A 24961-nucleotide genomic window follows, 5' to 3' on the forward strand; every position below is an offset into this window, starting at 1 on the left:
TTCTTCTACCTCTCTTCTATATATTTTTCTAAATCAAAAATTGTTTTTTTCAAAATCTCTGGCGTAATTAAAATGGGAATCAAATGAACTTTTTCTTTTGAATTAATAAAACCAACTATATCATCAAGAACTTTTTCATCTTCTGGATACAATCCCATATAATGTAGAGACACAGGCAGTTTCAAATCTGAATAGAAAGGCATTAAGGAATCAATCGTCGCCCACCTGCCTTCTAGAGCCAACTGATATAAAACCCCATAAGCTACTTTTTCGCCATGAAGATATGAATGGCTTTCCGGAATATACTTAGCGATTGCATCATGCATTGCATGTGCTGCGGCATTACGGGCATATTTATCTCCAAATCCTCCACATAAACCTGCAACTGCTATCACAATTTCAGATAAATGTACAAATTCTTCCGAAACTACTTTATTCTCCATATCTTTCATTGCTTTAGCCGATTGTTTTACAATTGATTCATTACATAACTTTGCAGTATAACTTGCTAATTTCAAAAAAGGTTCGTTCTGTAAATGTTCTTGAGCTAAAATTGAATCTGATTCATACCACTTTGCAATTGTATCTGCCAAACCTGCAATGAAGTAACGTACTGGGGAATCAATCACTAAATACGGATCTGTTATTAAGAAAACGGCCTGCCTCATATAATGCTCAGTTTTTCCTTCTGATTCTCCACTCTCTTTATACATAACAGATAAAGGTGTCCATGGTGCACAATTACTAACCAATGTTGGAACGACACCATATTTAACATTACAAATATGAGCAGCATATCCAACGAGATCTACAAGCTTTCCGCCACCAACTCCAATAATAAAATCGATATCATTTTCTTCAACTATTTGTGCAATTAAATCTGCACCATAATAGCTACACTCACCTGTATATTGATGATAGAAAACTTTTTGCTCTATCGTTTCTAAAAACTTCATTTTAAGCTTAGCTTTTTCCCAAGAAATTGTTCCATGTACAATCAAGATATTCTTTGATTTGTGTTCTTTTAATAATTCCGGAATAAAATCAATTGCACCTTCATGATACCTATAGAACTCAGGACCAACTTTAACCTTTAAATCTGTCAACATCTTGATCTCCCCTATTCTTTGATAAATTTACTTATTGGCTGAATTGCCCTTTCCGGTAAAACACCTTGAACTATTTGTTCCACATCTGTTACACATTTATTTCCCATTTGCTCTAGACATTCCATAGTATAAGCTGACGTATGAGGAGTCATTACAACATTATCAAAAGCTAAATATGGGTGACTCTTTCTTCCTGGCTCTTCTTCTAAAACATCTGTCGCAAAACCAGCAATCTTTCCAGATTTCAATCCCTCAACAACCGCATTTTCATCCAATAATGCGCCTCTCGCACTATTCGATATATAAACACCGTCTTTCATTTTTTCTATTTCGTTTTTAGATATCATATGATAATTTTCTTCAGTTAAGTTTGCACAAAGACAAATAATATCAGAGGAAGTCAACAATTCATCTATTTCAACTTTTTTTGCTCCATAAGTCTGTAAATATAAGTCTGACTTGTATGGGTCATAGGCCAAAACATTACATCGAAAACCATTTCTAACAATCTCTACTACACAACTTCCAGTATTCCCAACCCCAATAACACCTACTTTTTTATTTAAAAGTGTATGTCCAACAAATTTAGCTCTATCTTCCCAACAATCCGCTTTAACTCTATTACTAGATTCTACAGTCTTTCTTAATACAGCTAACAAATTTGTAATGTTGTTTTCTGCGACTGCGTCTCGTTCTACTAAAGCTGGAACTATTGCAACAACAGTGTCATGTTCTTTTGCTGCATCAATATCAATATTGTTGTATCCAATTCCATGACGCGTAATCATCAAAAGCTCATCTTTATAATCAAAAAACTCTTTAGTAAAAAATGGGGTTACACTTGCAATGATAATATTGTATCCATTTAATAATTTAGCAAGTTCTTTTCCATGCATTTCATTATCAACTTGAAAATAATCAACAGATCCTATTTTCTTCAAACGATTAATGTGTTCAGGGAATACCTTTCCAAAACTACTTGAATTAACAATGGCTATCTTATATTCTTTCATATCTACTTTTCCTTCTTTACAACAGCATGTCCGCCAAATCCGTTTCGTAAAGCCGAAACCACCTTAGCAGAAAAACTATCATCTTCCTGAGACAAATTACGCATAAATAAACTCAAAGCAATTGTTGGTACTGCAATTCCCATATCCAAAGCAGTTTCAATAGTCCATTTCGCTTCTCCAGATGCAGCAACAACTCCTCTATAGTCTTCTAAATTTAGACTAGCTTTAAATTGTGATTCAGCAATTTCCATCAACCAACCTCGAATAACCGATCCGTTGTTCCAAACCCTCGCAACATCAGCTAGATCATAATCAAATTCACTTTCTTTAACAATTTGAAAACCTTCACCGATTGCTTGCATCATTCCGTATTCGATTCCATTATGGATCATTTTTAAAAAATGACCACTTCCAGATTGGCCAGTATATAAGTAACCATTTTCAACTGATATATCTTTGAAAATTGGTTCTATATACTTAAATACTTCAGGATCTCCACCAATCATCGTACATGCACCACCGAGTGCTCCAGAAGTTCCACCTGATGTTCCACAATCAAAATAATATACTTCTTTCTCTTTAAAAGTCTTTGCACGTCGTATTGATTCATTAAAATTTGAATTTCCACCTTCAATGACAATGTCATTTGGAGAAAGTAACTTCAACAATTGATTCAATACAGATTCCGTAATTTCTCCAGCAGGTAACATAGACCAGATAACTCTCTTTTCAGTAAATGAAGTAATCATTTTCTCTAAATTATCAAATGTTTTGATACCTGCCTTTTCAGCATCTTCTTTTGCTTTATCGGATAAATCAAATCCCATAACATCATAATTATGACTCTTTAAATTACATGCTATGTTTAAACCCATCTTACCAAGACCTATAATAGCTATTTTCATATAATCCCTCCTCTTCATATTTTATATTATCAAAAAAAATTTTTTTTGTAAATATATTTATCGAAAAAATTTTTTTAGGAATTGTACTTTTCTTGTATTTCTATTTCTATTCCCCACTTGCAATTTGATAAATACTGTGATATTTATAATAAAGTGGCAGGAATATTAAGTAAAACTAAGTTTGACTTGTTCTATCCAAGATATTGACTTAAAATTACTATTTGATATACTTATAAAAAAACTATTTTTAACAATTTAATCACTTTTCATACATTATTAGACTCAATTATTTATCTGACATATAAACAAAAGACTCTATCTATTATTTTCTTTTATAGATTTGATTTATAAATATATTACTATTTAAATATGTATTACACCGAAAACTTTTTATTGTTTTTAAAGTTACAATACATCGTTTATAAAAAGGAGGACCAATATGGATGTATCTGTTAGACTTAAAATTAAATCGTTATACAATGGATTAAGTGCTAAAGAACAAAATATTGCAGACTATATACTTGAAAATCCTATTTCTGTGGCTCACAATTCTATCAGCTATTTATCTGATGAACTCGATGTTGCAGGCTCTACTTTATTTCAATTCGCTAAAAAGCTAGGTTATTCTGGCTTTAAAGAGTTAAAGATGGCTATCTTAATTGAAGAAAATAATTTTTCAACTACATCAATTCATGAAAACATTGAAATTGATGATAATGAATTGACTATGGCTCAAAAAGTCTTTGATTCAAACATTAAAACCCTAACCAATACTAAGAAGATATTACGGTTAGACGATTTGAAAAAAGCTGCTGAAATTATATCAAATTCAAATCTACTATATTTTTTTGGTGTCGGTGGATCAGGAATACTTGCAGAAGATGCATATCATAAATTTTTACGTTCTCCAACTCGTGTACGTCATTGTATTGATTATCATATGCAACTTATGGAAGCATCTTTATTAACACCACAGGATTGTGCAATTTGTATCTCACATACTGGAAAATCAAAAGAAACTATCAAAATTGCTGAAACAGCAAAAAAATCTGGTGCAAATGTAATTGTTATCACTAGCCATGCATCTTCTCCTCTAGCTAAGATAGGTGATATCGTTTTTATTTCTATATCTGAAGAAATCGAATTTCATTCAGAAGCCTTATCTTCACGTATATCTCAATTGAGCATTCTAGATTCACTCTATGTAATTTTGATGTTTATGAATAAAGAAAAATCAAAAGATGCTTTATCTAAAGTTAGACGCACTATATGGGAAGTAAAGCATTAAAACCTATGGCAACAAAATTTTATTGAATCATAATCAATATTATCCTTTAAAGCGGATTATTAATGAATAATCCGCTTTCTTTTTGTATGCCCGCATGGGCACAGTGAAAGTCCGTTGTGGGTTTGGTAACTGTAACCAATGGCCAAATAACTGGGAGTAAGTAACTTAACAACAATTTGTATCAAGAAATATAAAAAACCACTTTTCTTTTGTAAAATTAGTTTGCACGCAAAATTTACAAAAGAAAGGTGGTTTCTATAAACAACTATTAATAATATTTTTCTACAGGATTGAAAAAGCACTGGAAAAAGTAATAATTTTATCTAAATCAGTTAATATAAAAATTGCCGACGCTTTAATTTCAGCGTCGGCAAAATGTTGGCACTTCGTCTATTTTAGGTTAATCTACATTTCAAGAATGAGACTATTACTTACTTAATTTCACTACTGTTTCACAATGAGGTGTGTTAGGAAACATATCCTTACAAAGTGTTTTTTCTATCTTATAGCCTGCTGCAGTTAATACTTTTAAATCTTCAACTAAAGACTTAGGATTGCAGCTTACATATATTATGTCTTTTACATTAAAGGCTATAACGTACTTCATTGCCGTAGGATGTACCCCGCTTCTTGGTGGATCCAATATTATTATATCTGGCTTATCTTTCACTTCAGTTATTACCTTAGCAATATCCCCAGCTATAAATTCACAATTGTTTAATCCATTTAATTTAGCATTTTCATTTGCAGCCTCAACTGCCTCTTCAATAAGTTCAATTCCTACTACCTTTTTAGCTTTTGGAGCTGTTATTTGTCCTATTGTACCTGTTCCACAATATAAATCAAATACAACCTTATTTTCTCCATCTCCCATGAAATCTCTTACTATTGAATAAAGCTTTTCTGCTCCTTCTGTGTTTGTTTGGAAGAAAGAGAATGGTGATATCTTAAACTTTAATCCTAAAAGTTCTTCCATAATATAATCTCTTCCATAAAGAAGGTTTACCTTCTCAGGGAATACTACATCTGAAAATGAATTATTCTCAGTATGAATAACTGAAGTTAATTTTCCTTCATATGAAAGACCTTTTAAGCCTTCAAGATATTCATCCAATGAAAAATCTATCTGTGTGGTAGTTACTAAATTAACCATAATTTCTCCAGTTTTTGCTGCTCTTCTTACCACAAGATGTCTTAAGTAACCTTCTCTTTTCATTACTCTATAATAAGGAAGATCTTTGCCCCTAAAATACTCTAATGTGTATTTTATTATTTTTCTGAAATCTTCATGAACGATTCTACATTCATCAACAGTTATTATGCTAAACGGACTACCTTTCATATGCATACCTAGGGTTAGTTCTCCACCCTTTACTTCATCTCCAAAGGTAAACTCCATTTTGTTTCTATATTCCCATTGGTTTGGACTTCCTTCAATGCCTAAAAACTCACCTGTATCTACATTGGCATTTTCAAAAAGTTCTCTAACCTCATCACGTTTTAGTTCTAATTGCTTGTTATACGGAAGCGTTTGAGATGAACATCCACCACATCTTCCAAATATAGGGCATCTAGCATCTACCTCATATTCAGCTCTTTCTATAATCTCCAAAGGCTTTATTTCTGCATAATCTTTTTTCTTCTTGGTTACTTTTCCTTTAATAAGCTGTCCTGGATATGAATTTTTAGAATATACTATAAGTCCATCCACGTGAGCAATACCCTTTGAAGGAAATTCAGTTTTTTCAATTTTTAAGGTTATCTCATTTCCTTTTTTCATGAGTTAGAAGCTTCCTCCTCTGTTTATTCTTAAATATATAATTAACAATTGTTATGTAAAAAGCCTATTGATTTAAGGCTTTTTCCCCAATTGTTTTTCCATAAATACTTTTTACAATTGTAAAATACAATATACTACTTGCGATATAAGCAAAGAAATATATACCTAGAGTATCAATTATCGCATATCCTAATGGCATTAATATAAATTTAACTAAATAAAACAAAACAAATGCTGCAAAGGCAACAATAGTCTGATCAGCTATTGATATAATCAATCTTCCGAAAATACCTATTTTTTTCTGAACTTGTTTATCAGAATTCATCATATCTAAAAACTCCTTATTTGTTGTTTTATTCTCTATATTATTTTCTGATTTTACTTCAGTTTTTTCCTTAGAATCCTTTGCTATGTCCTCTATTACCTCTTCAACTTTTTCTTCATTAATACTCAATGTAGCTACCTCCCTACTATTTTACATTCTTTAAATATACTACAAAACCCTCTAATTAGCAAATTACAAAAAGTTTAAATAAATGTAAATTTTATAATTTTTTATTTATCTTCACTGTGAAATATTTGCAAATAAATAGCAGAGACAATTTGTCTCTGCTACTATTATGTTCTAATTAAAACATAGGGATTACTGCACCCTTATATTTATCTTCAATAAATTTCTTAGCTTCTGGTGAGTTAAGTGCATCTTTTAATACTTTTATTTTATCACTATTTTCATCACCTTGTCTTACAACTAAAATATTTGCATACTTTTGAGCAAATTCTGAATCTGATTTTTCAGCTATCAATCCATTATCAGTTGGATTTAATCCTGCATCTAAAGCATAGTTTGCATTTATAACAGCTGCATCTACATCATCTAATGTTCTTGGTAATTGAGCTGCATCTAATTCTTTAAACTTGAAGTTCTTTGGATTTTCTGTAACATCTTTTGATGAAATTAATTCTCCATCTTTAACTTTGATTAAGTTGTTAGCTGCTAGTAATTTCAATGCTCTTGCTCCATTTGTAGCATCATTTGGAATAGCTATAGTCGCTCCATCTTTTAAATCATTTATTGATTTAGCTTTTTTAGAATATAAGGCCATTAATTCACTATGAACTTTAGTTACTGTTGCTAACTTATATCCTTTATTCTTCATTACTTCATCTAAATATGGTTGATGCTGGAAGAAGTTTGCGTCTAATTCCTTATCATTAAGTGCTGTATTTGGTGTATTATAATCATTAAATTCAACAACTTTTAAAGTGTATCCTTGTTTTTCAACTAATGGCTTAATAGCATTCACTATTTCTGCATGTGGTTTTGGTGTAACTCCTATTGTTATAGTTTTATCATCAGCTTTTTTTCCACAAGCTGCTAAGCTTAGAGCTAACGCTCCTACTAATACTAATGATAATAATCCTCTTTTTTTCATAATAAGTCCTCCCTGTTTTTATAATTAATATATCTATTTTACCTGTTTCTTATAAATAAAATTACCTAGGCTTTGTAATACTTGAACAAATACAATTAATACCACTACTGTATAAAACATTATCTGATTATCAAATCTATTATATCCATAATTAATAGCTGCACTTCCTAGGCCTCCGCCTCCTATTGCACCTGCCATTGCAGAGTATCCTACGATGCTTATAATCGTTAAAGTGATACCTAAAATTATACTTGGCATAGCTTCTTTAAGCATTACCTTGAAAATTATTTGAGTATTACTTGCCCCAAAAGATCTTGCTGCTTCAATTACTCCTTTATCAACCTCTCTAAGTGCTGACTCAATAACCCTTGCAACAAATGGTGCTGCTGATATAGTTAATGGAACAATAGCCCCCTTAATGCCTATAGTTGTCCCAACTATTGTTCTAGTAAAAGGAACTAGAACTACCATTAAAATAATAAATGGTAAACTTCTTAATATGTTAATTATTCCGTCTAATATACTATATAAAACCTTATTAGGCTTTAATCCATCAGGTGCAGTAATTATCATTATAATTGCTGGAATAAATCCAATTATTATAGCAAATAATGTAGAAAAAAACGTCATTATAAGTGTCTCTTCAATTGCCGGCAATAATATACTTTCCCACATTTATAGCACCTCCCAGCTGATATTTTCATTCTTTAAGTATTCAACTACTTTTTCTTTATATTCACTATTTACATTTATAACTAAGCTACCTAACACATCATCTCTAAATTTTTCAAGTTTGCCCCATACTATAGAAAAGTCTATATTAAGTTCTCTTGCCATCTTAGTAATTAATGAATTCTCACTTAAATCTCTTGGGAAGAATAGTCTGATATTTACACCAACTTCCGGAAGAGTTTCCTCTTCTTCTTCTCCTAAGAATTTCTTTAAACTTAGTCCTGGTCTTAAGAATAGTTCTTCTGCATTTCCTTCTGCCCTAATTACTCCACCTTCTAGAAGCGCAACTTTTTCACATATTTCTTTAACTACTTCCATTTGGTGAGTAACTACTACTATTGTGATGCCTAATTCTTTATTAATTTTTAATAATAAAGATAGAATATCCTTTGTCATCTTAGGATCTAGTGCTGATGTTGCCTCATCACATAATAATATCTTAGGATCTAAAACCAATGCTCTTGCTATTGCAACTCTTTGTTTTTGCCCCCCGCTTAATTGAGATGGCTTACTCTTTTCTTTTTCTCTAAGCCCTACTAAATCTAATAGTTTATATACCTTTTCTTTAATATCTGCCTTACTGTATCCCCAAACTTCTAAAGGAAGTGCTACATTGTCAAATACATTTTTTGTTTGTAACAAATTGAAATTTTGAAATATCATCCCCAAATTTTTTCTAAATTCCCTAATTTCCTTAGTTGAAAGTTCTGAAACTTCTTGTCCCATAACTGTTAAACTTCCAGAGTCATAAGTTTCTAATCCATTGATGCATCTTAATAGAGTAGATTTCCCTGCCCCAGAGTGGCCTATAAGACCATAAATTTGTCCTTCTTCAATATTTAATTTAATATCTTTAAGTACTTCTGTTTCATTAAAACTTTTGCTTAAGCCTTTAATTTGAATCATTAAGCTACCTCCACATGTCCTTTGTTTATCCGGATAAATAAAAAGCGCTTGGGAATAAACCCAAGCGCTGAAAAATAGCCACTGCAATTTACTCCCTTATCTCTCAGTTAAAAAATAACTGCAGGAATTAGCACCATACACAAGTTAAATGGAACCTATGTTGGTTGCCGGGCTTCACAGGGCCAGTCCCTCCACCGCTCACGATAAGAATTCGTTAATATTAATTTGTCTGCTATTACTATAATATAAATATTAATTAAATGCAATAAGAAATGTTTAATTTTTTAGAAGTTTTTAATTTTTAAGCGAAATTTTTAAATTTTATAAATGAATACCTTTAAAATTTTAAAACTTTCATTTTTATGTTTATTATGTTTATGCTATCACTTTTGAGACAATTATAGCTATAGATATTAGTAATCCAGCAACCACAATAGCCACCGCTAAATTTCCTTTTTCTAATTCTTTATTGAAATCAGCTGGTATTATTTTGTCAAAAATAATATATCCAATCAACATAATAACTATACCAACAAGTCCGAACAAAACACTCAAACCAACATTTACTAATACGTCCATAAATAATCCCCCTTAAAATAATATAATTTAATTCTAATATAAATTCCTTCCAATTTCTAGGTTTTTTTATTATATATCTATCTATATTGAAATTTTATCCTTCAATTTATCAAAGGTTCCTTCACCAACTCTATCAATTTTTTTCAGTTCCTCGATAGATTTAAAGCCTCCATTTTTTTCTCTATATTCTATTATTTTTCCTGCCATTACTTTCCCTACACCAGGTAATGTATCTAGCTCAGCCTCAGTTGCTGTATTGATATTAATTGTTCCATCTTGAGATTTTCCAGATTGCAATGAGGATGCCAATGATCCTTGTGTGTTTTGTGCTTTATTATCAATATTTCCTATAACAATACACTCATGATTTTGAAGTTCCTTGGCTAAATTTATATTCTTTGTATCAGCTTTCTCTGTTAATCCACCAGCTTCTGCGATTAGATCTTTAATAATCGATCCTTTCTCCATTATATATACTTCCGGCTTTTTAATTTCCCCTTTAATTTCAACAACTATGTTTCCACTATTATTTGTTGTAGTCGTAGTTTTATTGTCATTTGAAGTCTCTTCTACAAACATACCTTCCACTTCTTTATCCGATAAAGGCTTTGGGATATTTATATATGTATATATTCCCGCAACTAAGGTTAGAACTATTAATAGTATTACGATTCCTATTAGTTTTTCTTTCCTTGTAATTCTCATGTTTTCCTCCTTAAATTTTAATATATAATTAATTATTGACAAAAACACCTCATTTATATAGTAATTTGACCACATTTTTGTTATACTTATTTTTATGAAATATGACATAATGGGGGATATTATGAGAAAAATTTCTTATTTTTTACTATTGATGATTTCTTTTACATTAATATTTAATAAAAATGTAAGCGCAGCTCCTTCTGTTCCTGATTTAGAAGCTGATGGTGTAGTACTAATGGATGCAACTACAGGAAAAATTCTATACAGTAAGAATAGTGAGAAATCACTTGCACCAGCTTCTACTACAAAAGTAATGACTGCTTTATTGGTTTTAAGAAATTCAAAGCTTGATGAAAAAGTTACCATAACCAAAAGTGCTACTGCAGTTGATGGAACAAGAATCGGTCTAATAGAAGGTGAAGTATTTACCGTTAAGGATTTACTATATGGAATGCTCTTACTTTCGGCTAATGATTGTGCTGAAGCACTAGCTGAACATGTCTCTGGTTCAAAAGATGCATTTGTTGAACTTATGAATAAAACAGCTAAAGAATTAGGTGCGAATAATACTACTTTTGTAAATCCTTCTGGACTTTATGAAGATGACCACAAGACAACTGCTTATGATTTATCACTTATTATGAGAGAAGTATCAAAGAATCAAACTTTTATTGATATTTCTAGGACACCAGCATATGAATTTCCTGCCTCTAATATAAACGGGGAAAATCACTGGGCAGATAATAAAAATGAATTAATCATGAAGAATAATAGATATTTTTATCAATATGCACTCACTGGTAAATGTGGATATACCACTCCATCAAAACATACTTATACTGCCGTTGCTGAAAAAGATGGTCAAAGATTAGTTGCAACATTTCTTTACTCATCAAGTAAAGATAATTATTTTAGAGAGGCAAAGAATTTATTCGAATATGGTTTTAATAATTTTAGCCTTGTAAAACTATATTCAAAGGGTGAAAAATTATCTGATTATACTTTTAATGATTCTACTACAATGCCATTACTAGCTTCAGACGATATCTCATATGTATGTAAAAAAGGTGATGAGAATTCAATTACAAAATCATTAGATATTGAGAAAAAGGATTTATCAAATCTTTCCTTCACTCGTGACCAAGAAGTGTTATCCGCTTCTGTTTCAGTAAATGGTCAAAAGTATCAAAATATTCGTTTAAGTGCAGGCGAATCAAGAGAAATAAAGCCTGTACAAAAGAGTTTTAGTGATAAGCTTAAAGAAATGAAACCAGAACTTGCCGCTGGTGGTGTAGCTGCAGTATTCTTAGGTTTCGCTTTAATCAGATATAGAGCTCGTATTAAAAAAAGAAAGATTAAATCTAGATATTCAGATATAATAAATAAACTTGATTAACAAAAAAAACAGATGGTAATCCATCTGTTTTTACTCTTTTTTTAACTTCTCAATTAATATTTTCATATCATCAGGTAGTTCAGCCCTAAGTCTCAATTCCTTCCTTGTCCTTGGACTATGAAAGTCTAACCCATAAGCATGTAGTGCTTGCCTATTTATAAATTCTTCATCTTCAGTCCCATACAAAACATCCCCGAATATAGGGTGACCTAGATAGCTTAAATGAACTCTTATTTGATGAGTTCTTCCAGTTTCAAGAAGACATTCAACTAATTCTGCATTTTTGTAGCTCTCAACAACCTTATAATGAGTTATACTTTCTTGTCCTCTATCATCAACAACTCTCTTAATAGTATCCTCATTCTCTCTATATATTGGTGCATTTATAGTTCCTTGCTTTTCTTTTAAATTTCCATGTACTAATGTTAAATACCTCTTTTGAAAATGTTCTTCTCTCATTTCATTAGATAACTGCATATGAGCATATTGATTTTTGGCTATAATTATTAATCCTGAGGTATTCATGTCCAATCTACTTACTAGTCTAACAATGCAATTTTGATTTGTTTTCTTGAAATAGTACATTACACCATTAGATAATGTTCCACTAAAATGACTTCTAGTTGGATGAACTACCATGAATGGTTTTTTATTTAAAACAAGTATATCATCATCTTCATAAACAATGTCTATATCTATGTCTTCAGGCTCTATATTTTGAGTTTCATTTTTGTTTAAATCTATAATTATTTTTTCACCTTTAGATATAATATAGTTCATTTTAACTGCTTTATTATTTACTAGTATTCTCTTATCTATAGCAGCTCCCCTAATCAATCTAGTAGATAATCCTAATTCTTCCTTTAGGAATTCTCTTATCTTATGTTTATGGTATTCTTCTGGAACAATCTTTTCTATTTTACTCATCTTTCCTCACTTATCTCTTGATAATCTATTGTTTGAAGTCTCCTCCCAAAATAATAACTGCATCATATCCTTGAGTGTCATCAGTTAATTCTTTTATATTATCAATTCCTGTGTCCTGGGATATTAGATCTCCTATATTATTATCATTAGTTTTAATTACAGATTTACTTATCTCTGTATAATTTCCTTTATCAATTTTGGTATACCCTTTAGATTCAAGTTCAGTTACTAAAGTTCCTGCAAGGCCAGTTTTCCTTGTTCCATTTAGAACCTTAATTTTTAAATCCTTTTTAGTTACAGAATCCTTGGCTGTTTGTGATCCACTTAGGGCTGAAATTACATCCTTATTGTTATTCTTATTATATACTAGATAATCTTGCCCATTAATTGTTTTAGGGGTTCCGTTAAGTGTCACCATTGTTAGTTTGCTTTTATCTAACCCTTTTAAACTTAATCCATAAGAAATCATCTTACTTCCTGACATATTTGTCTTTATATACTTAGGCAATGTATCTAATAAAGGTTTAAAGTTCATAATAATACTAGGTGAAGTACACTTTTCTACAATCTTATTAATAAACTTATGTTGGCTTTCTATTCTGTCCAAATCTCCATTTGCAAAACCAGTTCCATCATTATTTTTTCTCCATCTAAAGAACTCTTCTGCTTTTTGACCATCTAGATGTACAGTTTCACCTTTTTTGAAGTGAATATGAAGATTTTGTGCAGGGTCATCATAATTCATATTTCTTTCTATTTCCATGTCAATACCACCAATGGCATCAATTACTGCTCTAAATCCCGCATAATCTATCTTAACTATATAGTTAACATTAATTCCTAAGAAGTTTTCAACTTCTTTTTTAATTAATTTATCTCCGCCTAACGCGTAAGCTGCATTTATTTTTTGATTTTTATTATTAACTTTTATAAGCATATCTCTAGGCACAGATACTAATGTTCCTTGCTTTTTACCCGGCTCATAGTGTAAAAGCATAATAGTATCAGTTCTCTTTATTGCTTCATTATTAGGTTGAGAAGGATCTCCTATATCCAAACCCAAGACTAAAATATTTACTGGATCTTTTGATCCAACATCTTCTGCTGCAACATCTACACCACCTGCACTATTAAACTTTCCTAATGTTACAAATAAATAAACTGCAACTATAACTATAAATGTAATTAGAATGGATAGAATACTTAAAATTACAATAGTTCTTTTTCCTTTGTTTCTTTTTCTCTTTTTCCTATTGTTAATTGGTGAGTTTCTATTTTCCCCATCCATACTATTTATTCACTTCCTTAAGTGTATTAATTAGATAATTTCTTGCTTCTATTGTATTAGGATGAATTAATCCCCTATTCTTAATTATATATACTAGCGTATTATCAATACCTTCTAATACCCCCTTATCAAGGTTTTCAAGGGTGACTTCTCTAAGCTTATCTACCCCATCAAAGTTTCGATTAGGTTCTATATAATCTGCAATATATATTATTTTTTCCAATGTAGTCATATTAGCTTTACCAGTGGTATGGTATATAACTGCACTTAGGATTTCTTTATCATTTATATTCATAAGCTTTTCTCCCAGTACTGCACCAACCTTACCATGTAAAAGTTGTGGAGAAATACGTTCAATCTCATCTACTTCTATAGAATTTTCCTGTAATATTTTAAACAACTCGTCAATGTGTAAATTTTTTGCACAATCATGGATTAATGCAGCTAATTCTGCTCTTTCCTTGTCAATTCCATTAATATCGGCTAACCTTTTTGCCATATCTACAACACCTAAAGTGTGATTATATCTACTATCTTTCAAATTTTCTTTTAAATATTGAAGGATTTGTTCTTTACTCCACATAAATTGTCCCCCTTGAATTATAAGAATATATTTCTAGTGGCTTTATATAATCCATTTACTCTTATATATTCATATACATTTGAGTTTAAATATTCAGTTACTTCTTTTCCTTCTTCTAATGCTTCCCTAATATACGAGGAAGATATATCCTGTTCTATTAAATCCAATAAAATAACAGAATGATTGTATTTTTCTTCTATTACATTTTTTGATTTAATAACTTCATCTTTTGGATATCCAGGCCTAGTAAATATAACCAATGTTGCTAGGTTTAATATTTCTTCTATATTACGCCATGATTCAAATGTTACTAAGCTATCTGCTCCAGCTATAAAAAAAAGCTCACACTTTTCTCTTTCTTCCTTTAAATACTTTAATGTCAGAAACGTGTAGCTCAATGTCTGTTTACTAATTTCATAGTCAGAAACTTCAAAATGTTCATAATCAGCTATAGCTAACTTTACCATTTCATATCTATCTTTTTCATTAGTAATCTTCTTATAGGTTTTGTGAGGTGGATTCCCAGCAGGCATAAAAATCACACTATCTAAGTGTAACTTCTTGTATGCCTCCTGAGCAATATAAATATGGCCTTTATGCGGGGGATCAAAAGTTCCCCCCATTATTCCAATCTTCTTCATTATTTACTCTTAACTGGTAACTCTATTTTAGGCTTTTTAGTACTTTGTTTGAAAAGCACTACTTTACTTCCTATAGCCTGAACCCCTTCACAACCTATTCTTTCACAAATAATATCTGAAGCTTCTCTAGCATCTAAACCTGAATTTTCTAATACCTTTATTTTAATAAGCTCTCTTGCTTCTAAGGCATCTTCAACTTGTTTAATAAATGTATCCTCTATTCCATTTTTTCCAACTTGAAAAATTACTTCTAAATTATTTGAAAGAGATCTTAAATAAGCTCTTTGTTTACTTGTAATCATATTATCTTTCCTTTCCTACATAAGATACTCAAATTCAAAATCATTTAAGCGTACATAATCGCCATCTTGAATACCCATTTCTCTTAATTCCGCCATTATTCCTTTATTATTCAATACTTTATGGAAATATCTCAATGAATCATAATCATTTACATTAACAGCTGATAAGAGTCTATCTACAAAGGAACCTTCTATTACATAAACCTTTCCTTCTTCCCCTTCTTCAACTCTAATGTCATATGTAAATCTCTTTTCTTCTGGTATAAACATATCTTCGCTTGATATCTCTAAATCAACAATTGGAATTTCTTTAAGCATTCTTGCAGCTTCTTTAATTAACGCTTCAACTCCATCATTTGTAGCTGCAGACATCTTAAATACTTTTTCATAACCCATTTCATTAAGTTTTTTCTTAAAATTATCAAAAACTTCTTCATCAAATAGCATATCAGCTTTATTACCTACAACTATCTGTGGTCTATCCCAAAGTTTTATTGAATATTTTTTTAATTCTTCATTTATCTTTATGAAATCTTCAATTGGATCTCTTCCTTCTACTCCAGAGATATCCACTACATGTATTAATAATCTTGTTCTTTCAATATGTCTTAAGAATTCTATACCTAAGCCTACACCTTCTGCTGCTCCTTCAATTATTCCTGGAATATCTGCCATAACAAAAGGTTCTATTCCTGGAACACTAACTACACCTAAATTAGGTTTTAATGTAGTGAAGTGATAGTTTGCTATCTTTGGTCTAGCCTTTGAAACAACTGAAAGAAGTGTTGATTTTCCTACATTAGGGAAACCTAATAATCCTACATCTGCAAGTAACTTAAGTTCTAATGTAATCCATCTTTCTTCTCCTGGCATTCCCGGCTCAGCAAAGTTAGGTGCTTGCCTTGTAGGAGTACAGAATTTTGCATTTCCTTTTCCGCCTTTTCCACCTTTACAAATTATATATGTATCCCCTGCATGAGAAAGGTCTGCCATTATTTTATCTGATTCTACATCTTTAATAATAGTTCCCATTGGAACATGAATTACATAATCTTCTCCATCTTTACCATAACACTTAGAACCAGATCCATTTACGCCTTTTTCTGCTATAAATTTTCTTTTATACTTAAAATCTAATAAGGTAGTCATATTTGTATCAACAACAAATATTACACTCCCACCTTTTCCTCCGTCTCCTCCATCTGGTCCACCTAAAGGAACATATTTTTCTCTTCTGAAGGAAACTGCTCCATCTCCGCCATCTCCTGATTTTACAAAAACCTTGGCTGTATCTATAAACATATAAATCACCTTACCTTACATCAATCTATTGTTCTTCTTATTTTTCTTCTTATTATTATTTTCCTAATAAACTTAATTAATCTATTAAATATTACAATAGGGATGTAATTTTTTCAATAATTAAGCTTAAATAGTAATGAAGAATTAAGAATTAAAAATCATTTCTAATTATATTCTATCCCTAATTGCTAATTCTTAATTCTTAACTAATAAAGCACCCTAGTTAAGGGTGCTTTGTTTTAAGATTATTCAGCTATTTCTTCAACATCAACTGGATAAACAGAAGCTTTCTTCTTATCTTTACCCATTCTTTCGAATTTAACAACTCCATCTATTTTAGCGAAAAGAGTATCATCCTTTCCCTTTCCAACATTAGTTCCTGGGTGGATTTTTGTTCCTCTTTGTCTAACAATGATATTACCTGCTAATACAAATTCGCCATCAGCAGATTTAACTCCTAATCTTTTTGATTCAGAGTCTCTACCGTTCTTAGAGCTACCTACTCCTTTTTTATGAGCGAATAATTGAAGGTTCATTATCAACATGGTGTTACACCTCCTCTTTTAAAAGACATATATATTTATCACGTTTCTTTTTTCCAAAACTTTGTTCTAAGGATAACATAATACTATCAATGCTTAGTTCAAATGTCTTTAAAAGTGTTTGGGCTTCAGTAAGCTCATCCTCTTCCAAATCAGTTAAATCTAAGCTTATGTATCCTTCATATATCTCATAACTGCAATTTATATTAAGTACACTTTCTAAACCTATTAATAGACTTTGAGAAAGTACTGACACAGAATTACATATCATATCGTAGGCTTCTCCAACTATAATTGCTTCAGCCTCTTCTACTGCATGACCTTTTATGTCTACTGCAATTATCTTTTCTCCTCTACTCTTGACCTTGATCTTAATCATAATTAAGCTTCGATCTTTTCGATTTGAATCTTAGTGTAAGGTTGTCTGTGACCAGATTTTCTTCTATAGTCTTTCTTTGGTTTATACTTGAAAACTATAATCTTCTTAGCCTTTCCTTGAGCTAATACTTTAGCTACAACCTTAGCTCCTTCAACTACTGGTGTACCAACTTTTAATTCTCCATCCTTAGATACAACTAGAACTTCACTGAATTCAACTGTTGATTCAACCTCAGCGTTAAGTTTTTCAACGAAAAGAACGTCTCCTTCCTTAACTCTGTACTGCTTTCCTCCTGTAGTTAATACTGCGTACATTAAAAACACCTCCTCATAACGGTCTCGCCACTTAAGGTACAAAGATTTAACTTTGTTTTACTAAAACCTATTCTGTGCGGTTACTTAGACATTTTAACACAATTAGCCTATGTTGTAAATAACTTTTTCTTGTAAAAGCATTATCTAATTCACTAAATAATTTTCTACACTTTCAATTTGTTTTTTAAATAGTAGTGGCTCCAATTTAAAGTACTCCACCTCTTGAACAAAATGTAGGTAAATCTTCTTATCTAATGCCTCTATGCTATTTAAAAATGTAAAAATATCTTCTCTAATATAGGTCTCATATTGCGCATTGATTTCAATATAAAAATCCTTAATTGAATTTTCTGATTGATATCTTAAAATTTCATCTCTAATTAACATTAATATATAAGATAATGAAAGCCTATTTCCTTTTCCTTTACAAAGTTCACAATCTTCCTCAATATATTCAAAGATGCTTTTTCCACTTCTTGTTCTTGATATCTGAACTAAATTTAGTTCTGTAAAAGGATATATAGTTGTTCTTTTCTTATCTTTTTCAAGTCCTTTTGATAGGATATTAAGCACTTGCTGCTTATCCTCTTCATTTCTCATATCAATAAAATCTATTAAGATTATTCCGCCTAAATTTCTTAATCTTATTTGTCTAGCAATTTCTAATGCAGCTTCTTTATTTGTTTCTTCAGCTACTCTTTCAGTTTGCTTTCCTTTAGTATGTTTACCTGAATTAACATCGATAACGTACATTGCTTCTGTTTTATCAATGATAATCCATCCACCTGAGTTTAATTGCACTTTCTTATGTCTTAGTGAAAGTATTTCTTTTTCTATATGGTAGAAATCAAAAAGGCTTCTCTCTTCATCATATAAATAAACTTTAACCTCTTCACCAATACTAATATAGTCAGAAGCAACTTCATAATCTTCCTTGGTATTCACATAAATATTTTTTGTTTCATTATTTATATTATCCCTAAGAATTTTATTTAACAAAAGATTTTCTCCATAAATTCTTTGAGGTTTATTCAAAAATTTACCTTTTTGCAAAATAGATAAATATCTTTCATACAACAGGTCTATTTCATTTTTTATATCATCAAATTCTCCAAAGGCTGCATTAGTTCTTAAGGTTATTAACCCCTCTGGTTTAGGGGGGATTTCATTCACTAAGCTAGTTCTTTTAGCTTCATCTAGAATTCTCTTGGATACGGAGATTCCCTTCCCCTTTGATGATATTACAGCATATTTCCCGGGAATTGAAAAATCACAAGTTACTTTAGGTCCTTTATCTCCTATAGCCTCTTTCAACACTTCTACTATTACTTCTTGCCCTTGCTTAATATTCGAATTGCTGTCTAAACTCATAAATGCATTAACTGAGAGCCCGATATCTATAAAAGCGCTTTTTATCCCTGGTACTATATTTTTAACAGTACCTAAGTAAATTTCTCCAGGTATTGCCTCACTTGTTTCCTCTTCTATTAAACAATCCACAAGCTTACCTTTTTCTTTAATGGCTATTCTTAATATCTTTTCTCTTCTCTCAATAAATATTTCTCTCATATACTACCTCATTACACAACTTTATATAGTGGCAACAGCTTACCTTCTTTATGAGCATACATTTCTTCTCTGTTAATATTAACAAAAGCCTCATTATCTACCCCTGTTGTGTTTTCTTTAATATAATTAACTAAAAATTCTGGGTTCAAATGTTCTTTACTGCCACAACTTATTCTTGTATTTATAATCAAATACTCATCTTTTACCCAGTATTTAATTTCTTTAATCATAGGCCTTATATTAAGAGATTTTTCCTCACCTTTTTTATTTTTCTTTAGTATATTCCACTCATTCAATTCCAAAAGTTTCTTAAGCTCATCATTAACATTAGTTGTAACATCATATTTTATCTTAATTGTATAACTTGCCTCTTCAACCATCGCCATGGATTGTGGAACTTTCTTCTCATTAGGTATGTTTTCAATAGATTTTATTTCTAAAAATTTTATTCCACTAAGAGATTTTTTATTTAAATTTCTTAAAATTTCTTCTTCATCTTGTGGCTCTCTTAGAACAATATCCATATACTCTCCATTAGAACTTACTCCAACAGATAATGGTTGCGCTATTGATAAAGCCATATGTGGATTAAACCCTTGAGAATATTCAATATTCAATTCACTTCTTACGATTATTTTCTGAATTGTTCTCATTAAATCTAAATGAGATACAAATTTAATATTTCCTTCTTTAGTGAACTTAATTAAGTATCGCACCTTCAAAACACTTCCCTTCTTTGAAGTTTACATTTATTCCGCAGCCAGTACATCCAACTCTACAATTTTGAGTTAAGTCAGCAGCTTTAGCCTTTTCATTTTCTTTTACAATGTAATCTCTATCTACTCCTATATCAATAAAATCCCATGGAAGTATTTCATCGTAGCTTCTGCTTCTATAAACATAAAAATCTCCATCAACATTACACTCTTTTAAAGCTTCTTGCCAAATATTAAAATCAAAATATTCTGACCATCCATCAAATTTAGCTCCTTTTTCAAAAGCTTTAATTAATACATCTGATAATCTTCTATCTCCTCTAGCAAAAACAGCTTCCATATATGATGTTTTTTGTTCATGATAACTATATGAAATTGCCCTTGACTTAATTGAAGATTTTACTGCATTTATCTTATCATTAACCTCTGGCATTTTCTCCATAGGAGACCATTGGAATGGTGTAAAAGGCTTTGGAACAAATATTGATGTACTTACAGTAACTCTTAATCCTTTATTTCTAGTTCCCTTTGGAACCTCAAAATATTGAGCAACTATTTTTTCAGCTAATTCCCCTATTCCTCTAGCATCTTCTATCGTTTCGTAAGGAAGTCCTAACATGAAGTATAGTTTTAACGTGCTCCAACCGGCTTCAAATGCTGATCTTGCAGCTTCTAGTATTCTTTCTTCAGTTAATCCTTTATTAATTACATCTCTCATTCGCTGAGATCCAGCTTCAGGTGCAAAAGTAAGACCTGTTTTCTTTACCTTTTGAATTTCCTTTAATAAATCTACTGAAAAAGCATCAACTCTAATTGATGGAAGAGCTACTGCCACATTCTTTTCAGCATGCTCAGCCATTAAATCTTGAACTAAAGCATTAATATCAGAATAATCACAGGTACTTAGGGATGCTAACGATATTTCTTGATAGCCTGTATTTTTAACTAATTCTCTTGCTTGCTTTAAAAGTGTTTCTCTTCCCTTTTCTCTTACAGGTCTATATATCATACCTGCTTGACAGAATCTACAACCATTAGTACATCCTCTAAAAACTTCTAAAACAATTCTATCATGAACAATTTCAGTATAAGGAACTATGATATCAGTTGGGAATTCAACATCTGTATAATTAGAGATTATTCTCTTTTGTACTTGAGCTGGAACATCATCATATTTAGGTTTAAATTCTTTTATTGTTCCATCTTCGTTATATGTAACATCATATAATGAAGGAACATAAATACCTCTTATTTTAGATATTTCTCTTAAGAATTCTTTTTTCTTTCCTTTACCTTTATATTTCTTATAAACCTCTAATACATCATTCATCATTTCTTCTCCCTCACCAAGTTCAAAGAAATCAACAATACCTGAAAGAGGCTCTGGGTTATATGCACAAGGACCACCAGCCATTACTATAGGTTCCTCTTCTCCTCTTTCTGAAGCCCTAACGGTAACCCCTCCTAGGTTTAGCATATTTAAGATATTTGTGAAGCTCATCTCATATTGAAGCGTAAAACCTAATATATCAAAATCCTTAAGAGGATCCTTAGTTTCAAGAGTATATAAAGGAATATTATTTTTTCTCATTTCCTTTTCCATATCAGGCCATGGAGCATATGCTCTCTCGCAATATGTATCTTCTCTATTATTTATAGTATGATAAAGAATTCTTGAACCTAAGTGCGCCATTCCAACTTCATAAACATCTGGAAAACAAAACGCAAATCTTATGTCAACTTCATTTTTATCTTTAATTATCTGATTAAGTTCACCGCCTATGTATCTGGCAGGTTTCTCAACTTTATATAAAATATCATCTGTGATTCTATTCATTAATATTTCCTCCTCCATATAACTAACAGTATATAAAGCAAATTTGTCAATCGACTTTATTCTATCATAACTTTATATTATAAACCACCTTAGTATTATTACTTAGATTTGCCCTTAATGCAATAGTTGGATAAACTTACATTCTAAAATCTTGCTATTCTTTAAAATAATTAGAATGACTTAGCATAATGAAGGAATATAAGAATAATCTCCTCTTATGGTGTTGATAATGATTATCATTATATTTTATTTCATGTTATTATACGAACATAATAAATATAAGTTATTGGAGGTAACTATGGCAAAAATGATGGGACCTCGTTTCAAAACTTGTAGAAGGCTTGGCTTAAATGTTGTCGGCCACCCTAAGGCTATGAAGCGAGCAACAAAAGGTACAAGTAGAGCAGATAGAAAGCTCTCAGATTATGGTGTTCAGTTATTAGAAAAGCAAAGATTACGCGCATATTATGGCGTTATGGAAAAGCAATTTTCTAGATATGTTAAAGAAGCATTCTCTAGTAAATCAGTTCCTGGAGAAGCCTTATTATTAATTCTAGAATCTAGATTAGATAATATGGTTTATAGAATGGGATTTGCTACTTCTATAAGACAAGCAAGACAAATGGTAAACCATGGTCATTTTCTTGTTAATAATCAAAAAGTTAATATACCTTCTTATAGGTTAAAACCAGGAGATGAAGTTACTCTAAGGGAAAAATCTAAAAAAACAGATATGTTTGTAGAAACTTTTAGCAATAATATACTAAACACTCTTCCCTATATAACTAAAGATGAGAACAACTTCAAAGGAAGTTATTTAAGATTTCCTAATAGAACTGAACTCCCAATTATTATAAATGAACAACTTATAGTTGAATTTTATTCTAAATAATATATTTTTACTGGCAACCAAAAATATATTAAATGGAATAATACCATTAATTATACCTCCAGCACCTATATATGTTATACTACACAAAAGGCTTGGTAATTTACCAAGCCTCTTCTTTATAAACTATTCTTTTACATCTGAAAAATATTCCTCTAAAGTAATATTTCCATATTTCTTTAGTGCCTCCATTAACTCATCTTCATTAATAATTCCTACCATTTTCATATCCTCATCTAATACATAAAAACAATTAAATTTATTTTTATCAACTAGAGTTAATATATTTACTAATCCTAATTTGTAATATACTGATATACTTGAGTTTTCAATATAACTTTTTTTAACAAACCTACTTTTTTTTCTAACTAAGTCCCCCATTAATATATACATAATTCTCTTTTTTTCCTTTAAGGCTGAGTATAACATTAAAGCACTTACTAGTACTAGGGTTATATTGAGTTTATGTAATTTTAAAATATCATAAATAAATAATCCAAAAAATCCGATACTAATGATTATCCCTAAATAAATTATTACCTTACTTGCTAACCTATATGTTAATCTTTTGGATAGTATGATATTGAATATCTTCCCTCCATCAAGGGGATACGCCGGCAGCAAATTAAAAAAACATAACACTAAATTTATAACAGACATATTTGAAAAATAGTACCCACTACAAATATATATTATAATAGCTATAAGTAGGTTCGTAAGAGGACCAGCTAAATAGACTATTATCTGTTTTTCTTCAGTTAACTCATCCATATCTTCTATCTCAATAAAAAATCCCAATGGGTGTATGAGCAGTTTTTTAATATTCATTCCAAATATTATCGCCATAACCCCATGAGATATTTCATGTAATAATACAAATATAAATGCTATAAAAAAATTATATTGAAGGCATAAGCAAATAAGAATTAGTAATTCTCCTAAAAGCATTATTTTTCTTCTCTTCATTATTCACTCCCCAATAATTACTTCAAGCCTTTAAAGATTTATATAGTCTTTTATGTCTCTAGCTTCCCCCATATATTTTAATTGAAATAACAATGATGGCTTTGCTTCATTATTACTATTACCACCTTTTCCTACCAACTGTCCTTTAGAAATTTTATCCCCCTCTTTCACGTCTATTTCACCTAAATTCCCATAGACACTTTCTACTCCACTTCCATTATCTATAACAATATATTTGCCTAAAGTCTTATCCTCAGATACTTTAGTTACATTTCCATCACCTATACTTATAATCTCTGTACCTTCTTTAATTTCTATACTATAGAGCTTTGAACTATCATCTTTAAGAACATAACTTCCTAATACCGGCTTAACAAGGGTTTCCTTCATTTGACTTTTAACAGTCTGACCATTTGATACTTTCTCTTTTAAAAAATCAGCTACTTCCTCTCCCTTATGCTTAATTGATGACACATCAAAAGTTTTAATATAGTCTATAACTTCATTTATTGTATACCCTTTATTTACTGCATATTTGCCATAATTGTAAACTGCTAAAGTTTGCTCAGTTTTAACGCTCTTGCAAACTAAAATTAGCAGGCATAATATAAATGTCCCAACCAATTCTTGTATAATTCTTCTAACTATGATATCTTTAAAACTTTTTGAACTATGTTCCCCTATGCTTCTGTTTACTTGGTACTCTCCTCCTATACTTCCTATATGGTTACTTTTTCTCCTTTCCATAATCTTTCCATAGTAACTCTTATACTCCGAATTATAATTTCCCACTTTTTTCACCTCATAGATTTTAATCACTTTATTAATATATTCCTTGTTATTGTTTTTGTGTTATT

At 30.7% G+C, this 24961-nt stretch carries 27 protein-coding genes and 1 riboswitch; of the genes, 3 read left to right on the forward strand and 24 right to left on the reverse strand.

Going from position 1 to position 24961, the window contains the following annotated elements; all coding sequences use genetic code 11:
• Positions 1-5 precede the first annotated feature (5 nt).
• Genes PTZ02_RS11240 through gnd form a run of 3 tightly spaced genes read right to left on the reverse strand, consistent with a single transcriptional unit; the run spans position 6 to position 3027 of the window.
• Positions 6-1109: an iron-containing alcohol dehydrogenase family protein gene (locus tag PTZ02_RS11240; protein WP_274227874.1), complete on the reverse strand. Its 1104-nt coding sequence runs from the start codon at positions 1107-1109 to the stop codon at positions 6-8.
• An 11-nt stretch (positions 1110-1120) separates the two neighbouring features.
• Positions 1121-2122 carry a D-isomer specific 2-hydroxyacid dehydrogenase family protein gene (locus PTZ02_RS11245; protein ID WP_274227875.1) on the reverse strand — a complete coding sequence of 334 codons (1002 nt, stop codon included), beginning with the start codon at positions 2120-2122 and terminating at the stop codon, positions 1121-1123.
• A gap of 2 nt (positions 2123-2124) precedes the next feature.
• A complete protein-coding gene (gnd, locus tag PTZ02_RS11250; RefSeq protein WP_274228094.1) occupies positions 2125-3027 on the reverse strand; it encodes a phosphogluconate dehydrogenase (NAD(+)-dependent, decarboxylating) in 903 nt (300 codons plus the stop codon).
• 439 nt (positions 3028-3466) lie between these two features.
• On the opposite strand from gnd, the gene PTZ02_RS11255 reads away from it, so the two are divergent.
• On the forward strand, positions 3467-4315 hold the full coding sequence (locus tag PTZ02_RS11255) for a MurR/RpiR family transcriptional regulator (protein ID WP_274227876.1): 849 nt from the start codon (positions 3467-3469) through the stop codon (positions 4313-4315).
• A gap of 427 nt (positions 4316-4742) precedes the next feature.
• On the opposite strand, the gene rlmD is transcribed toward PTZ02_RS11255, so the two are convergent.
• The 7 genes from rlmD to PTZ02_RS11290 form a co-directional block, all read right to left on the reverse strand.
• Positions 4743-6095: a 23S rRNA (uracil(1939)-C(5))-methyltransferase RlmD gene (gene rlmD, locus PTZ02_RS11260; protein ID WP_274227877.1), complete on the reverse strand. Its 1353-nt coding sequence runs from the start codon at positions 6093-6095 to the stop codon at positions 4743-4745.
• 64 nt (positions 6096-6159) lie between these two features.
• A complete protein-coding gene (locus PTZ02_RS11265) occupies positions 6160-6549 on the reverse strand; it encodes a hypothetical protein (RefSeq protein WP_274227878.1) in 390 nt (129 codons plus the stop codon).
• 175 nt (positions 6550-6724) lie between these two features.
• Complete coding sequence (locus PTZ02_RS11270) at positions 6725-7531, reverse strand: MetQ/NlpA family ABC transporter substrate-binding protein (protein ID WP_274227879.1); 807 nt, start codon at positions 7529-7531, stop codon at positions 6725-6727.
• 33 nt (positions 7532-7564) lie between these two features.
• Entirely contained in the window at positions 7565-8206 is a 642-nt protein-coding gene (locus tag PTZ02_RS11275) for a methionine ABC transporter permease (RefSeq protein WP_274227880.1), read from the reverse strand.
• The gene (locus PTZ02_RS11280) at positions 8207-9169 is read right to left on the reverse strand and encodes a methionine ABC transporter ATP-binding protein (protein ID WP_274227881.1); all 963 of its coding nucleotides are present in this window, start codon (positions 9167-9169) and stop codon (positions 8207-8209) included.
• A gap of 93 nt (positions 9170-9262) precedes the next feature.
• Positions 9263-9379, reverse strand: a riboswitch (SAM riboswitch).
• Between the two features lie 165 nt (positions 9380-9544).
• Positions 9545-9748: a DUF350 domain-containing protein gene (locus tag PTZ02_RS11285; protein WP_274227882.1), complete on the reverse strand. Its 204-nt coding sequence runs from the start codon at positions 9746-9748 to the stop codon at positions 9545-9547.
• 81 nt (positions 9749-9829) lie between these two features.
• On the reverse strand, positions 9830-10453 hold the full coding sequence (locus tag PTZ02_RS11290; protein WP_274227883.1) for a helix-hairpin-helix domain-containing protein: 624 nt from the start codon (positions 10451-10453) through the stop codon (positions 9830-9832).
• A gap of 121 nt (positions 10454-10574) precedes the next feature.
• Between PTZ02_RS11290 and PTZ02_RS11295 the strand changes: the two genes are divergently transcribed.
• Positions 10575-11849 (forward strand): D-alanyl-D-alanine carboxypeptidase family protein, encoded by a 1275-nt coding sequence (locus tag PTZ02_RS11295; protein ID WP_274227884.1) that lies wholly within the window; start codon positions 10575-10577, stop codon positions 11847-11849.
• A 30-nt stretch (positions 11850-11879) separates the two neighbouring features.
• Here PTZ02_RS11295 and PTZ02_RS11300 read toward each other — a convergent pair whose 3' ends face one another.
• The 12 genes from PTZ02_RS11300 to PTZ02_RS11355 form a co-directional block, all read right to left on the reverse strand.
• Positions 11880-12776 carry an RluA family pseudouridine synthase gene (locus PTZ02_RS11300; RefSeq protein ID WP_274227885.1) on the reverse strand — a complete coding sequence of 299 codons (897 nt, stop codon included), beginning with the start codon at positions 12774-12776 and terminating at the stop codon, positions 11880-11882.
• A gap of 25 nt (positions 12777-12801) precedes the next feature.
• Entirely contained in the window at positions 12802-14064 is a 1263-nt protein-coding gene (locus PTZ02_RS11305) for an LCP family protein (RefSeq protein WP_274227886.1), read from the reverse strand.
• Position 14065: 1 nt separating this feature from the next.
• On the reverse strand, positions 14066-14647 hold the full coding sequence (gene yqeK, locus PTZ02_RS11310; RefSeq protein ID WP_274227887.1) for a bis(5'-nucleosyl)-tetraphosphatase (symmetrical) YqeK: 582 nt from the start codon (positions 14645-14647) through the stop codon (positions 14066-14068).
• Between the two features lie 17 nt (positions 14648-14664).
• Positions 14665-15288, reverse strand: coding sequence for a nicotinate-nucleotide adenylyltransferase (gene nadD / locus PTZ02_RS11315; protein WP_274227888.1), 624 nt, complete (start codon positions 15286-15288; stop codon positions 14665-14667).
• Positions 15288-15590 carry a YhbY family RNA-binding protein gene (locus PTZ02_RS11320; RefSeq protein ID WP_274227889.1) on the reverse strand — a complete coding sequence of 101 codons (303 nt, stop codon included), beginning with the start codon at positions 15588-15590 and terminating at the stop codon, positions 15288-15290. The genes nadD and PTZ02_RS11320 overlap by 1 nt, the downstream gene beginning before the upstream one ends.
• 15 nt (positions 15591-15605) lie before the next feature.
• On the reverse strand, positions 15606-16892 hold the full coding sequence (obgE, locus tag PTZ02_RS11325) for a GTPase ObgE (protein WP_274227890.1): 1287 nt from the start codon (positions 16890-16892) through the stop codon (positions 15606-15608).
• Between the two features lie 245 nt (positions 16893-17137).
• Positions 17138-17437: a 50S ribosomal protein L27 gene (gene rpmA, locus PTZ02_RS11330; RefSeq protein WP_202769492.1), complete on the reverse strand. Its 300-nt coding sequence runs from the start codon at positions 17435-17437 to the stop codon at positions 17138-17140.
• Between the two features lie 4 nt (positions 17438-17441).
• Entirely contained in the window at positions 17442-17813 is a 372-nt protein-coding gene (locus PTZ02_RS11335; protein WP_274227891.1) for a ribosomal-processing cysteine protease Prp, read from the reverse strand.
• Positions 17814-17815: 2 nt separating this feature from the next.
• Entirely contained in the window at positions 17816-18127 is a 312-nt protein-coding gene (rplU, locus tag PTZ02_RS11340) for a 50S ribosomal protein L21 (RefSeq protein WP_202769490.1), read from the reverse strand.
• 144 nt (positions 18128-18271) lie between these two features.
• A complete protein-coding gene (locus PTZ02_RS11345) occupies positions 18272-19696 on the reverse strand; it encodes an Rne/Rng family ribonuclease (protein ID WP_274227892.1) in 1425 nt (474 codons plus the stop codon).
• 11 nt (positions 19697-19707) lie between these two features.
• Positions 19708-20412, reverse strand: coding sequence for a TIGR03936 family radical SAM-associated protein (locus tag PTZ02_RS11350; protein ID WP_274228095.1), 705 nt, complete (start codon positions 20410-20412; stop codon positions 19708-19710).
• Complete coding sequence (locus tag PTZ02_RS11355; RefSeq protein WP_274227893.1) at positions 20396-22249, reverse strand: TIGR03960 family B12-binding radical SAM protein; 1854 nt, start codon at positions 22247-22249, stop codon at positions 20396-20398. Before PTZ02_RS11355 ends, PTZ02_RS11350 begins: the two co-directional genes overlap by 17 nt.
• A gap of 298 nt (positions 22250-22547) precedes the next feature.
• Here PTZ02_RS11355 and rpsD point away from each other — a divergent pair, with 298 nt between their 5' ends.
• Positions 22548-23141 carry a 30S ribosomal protein S4 gene (gene rpsD / locus PTZ02_RS11360; RefSeq protein WP_274227894.1) on the forward strand — a complete coding sequence of 198 codons (594 nt, stop codon included), beginning with the start codon at positions 22548-22550 and terminating at the stop codon, positions 23139-23141.
• A gap of 123 nt (positions 23142-23264) precedes the next feature.
• Here the strand turns inward: rpsD and PTZ02_RS11365 are convergent, their stop codons facing one another.
• Complete coding sequence (locus tag PTZ02_RS11365) at positions 23265-24104, reverse strand: site-2 protease family protein (RefSeq protein WP_274227895.1); 840 nt, start codon at positions 24102-24104, stop codon at positions 23265-23267.
• 30 nt (positions 24105-24134) lie between these two features.
• Positions 24135-24896, reverse strand: coding sequence for a M23 family metallopeptidase (locus PTZ02_RS11370; RefSeq protein ID WP_274227896.1), 762 nt, complete (start codon positions 24894-24896; stop codon positions 24135-24137).
• Between the last annotated feature and the right edge of the window lie 65 nt (positions 24897-24961).

Source organism: Clostridium sp. 'White wine YQ' (assembly GCF_028728205.1).
Taxonomy (GTDB): domain Bacteria; phylum Bacillota; class Clostridia; order Clostridiales; family Clostridiaceae; genus Clostridium_T.

Bases quoted from the DNA above. Each gene is read 5' to 3' on its own strand.
- PTZ02_RS11240 (WP_274227874.1), bottom strand. From the start codon at position 1,109: ATGTTGACAGATTTAAAGGTTAAAGTTGGTCCTGAGTTCTATAGGTAT.
- PTZ02_RS11245 (WP_274227875.1), bottom strand. From the start codon at position 2,122: ATGAAAGAATATAAGATAGCCATTGTTAATTCAAGTAGTTTTGGAAAG.
- gnd (WP_274228094.1), bottom strand. From the start codon at position 3,027: ATGAAAATAGCTATTATAGGTCTTGGTAAGATGGGTTTAAACATAGCA.
- PTZ02_RS11255 (WP_274227876.1), top strand. From the start codon at position 3,467: ATGGATGTATCTGTTAGACTTAAAATTAAATCGTTATACAATGGATTA.
- rlmD (WP_274227877.1), bottom strand. From the start codon at position 6,095: ATGAAAAAAGGAAATGAGATAACCTTAAAAATTGAAAAAACTGAATTT.
- PTZ02_RS11270 (WP_274227879.1), bottom strand. From the start codon at position 7,531: ATGAAAAAAAGAGGATTATTATCATTAGTATTAGTAGGAGCGTTAGCT.
- PTZ02_RS11275 (WP_274227880.1), bottom strand. From the start codon at position 8,206: ATGTGGGAAAGTATATTATTGCCGGCAATTGAAGAGACACTTATAATG.
- PTZ02_RS11280 (WP_274227881.1), bottom strand. From the start codon at position 9,169: ATGATTCAAATTAAAGGCTTAAGCAAAAGTTTTAATGAAACAGAAGTA.
- PTZ02_RS11285 (WP_274227882.1), bottom strand. From the start codon at position 9,748: ATGGACGTATTAGTAAATGTTGGTTTGAGTGTTTTGTTCGGACTTGTT.
- PTZ02_RS11290 (WP_274227883.1), bottom strand. From the start codon at position 10,453: ATGAGAATTACAAGGAAAGAAAAACTAATAGGAATCGTAATACTATTA.
- PTZ02_RS11295 (WP_274227884.1), top strand. From the start codon at position 10,575: ATGAGAAAAATTTCTTATTTTTTACTATTGATGATTTCTTTTACATTA.
- PTZ02_RS11300 (WP_274227885.1), bottom strand. From the start codon at position 12,776: ATGAGTAAAATAGAAAAGATTGTTCCAGAAGAATACCATAAACATAAG.
- PTZ02_RS11305 (WP_274227886.1), bottom strand. From the start codon at position 14,064: ATGGATGGGGAAAATAGAAACTCACCAATTAACAATAGGAAAAAGAGA.
- yqeK (WP_274227887.1), bottom strand. From the start codon at position 14,647: ATGTGGAGTAAAGAACAAATCCTTCAATATTTAAAAGAAAATTTGAAA.
- nadD (WP_274227888.1), bottom strand. From the start codon at position 15,288: ATGAAGAAGATTGGAATAATGGGGGGAACTTTTGATCCCCCGCATAAA.
- PTZ02_RS11320 (WP_274227889.1), bottom strand. From the start codon at position 15,590: ATGATTACAAGTAAACAAAGAGCTTATTTAAGATCTCTTTCAAATAAT.
- obgE (WP_274227890.1), bottom strand. From the start codon at position 16,892: ATGTTTATAGATACAGCCAAGGTTTTTGTAAAATCAGGAGATGGCGGA.
- rpmA (WP_202769492.1), bottom strand. From the start codon at position 17,437: ATGTTGATAATGAACCTTCAATTATTCGCTCATAAAAAAGGAGTAGGT.
- PTZ02_RS11335 (WP_274227891.1), bottom strand. From the start codon at position 17,813: ATGATTAAGATCAAGGTCAAGAGTAGAGGAGAAAAGATAATTGCAGTA.
- rplU (WP_202769490.1), bottom strand. From the start codon at position 18,127: ATGTACGCAGTATTAACTACAGGAGGAAAGCAGTACAGAGTTAAGGAA.
- PTZ02_RS11345 (WP_274227892.1), bottom strand. From the start codon at position 19,696: ATGAGAGAAATATTTATTGAGAGAAGAGAAAAGATATTAAGAATAGCC.
- PTZ02_RS11355 (WP_274227893.1), bottom strand. From the start codon at position 22,249: ATGAATAGAATCACAGATGATATTTTATATAAAGTTGAGAAACCTGCC.
- rpsD (WP_274227894.1), top strand. From the start codon at position 22,548: ATGGCAAAAATGATGGGACCTCGTTTCAAAACTTGTAGAAGGCTTGGC.
- PTZ02_RS11365 (WP_274227895.1), bottom strand. From the start codon at position 24,104: ATGAAGAGAAGAAAAATAATGCTTTTAGGAGAATTACTAATTCTTATT.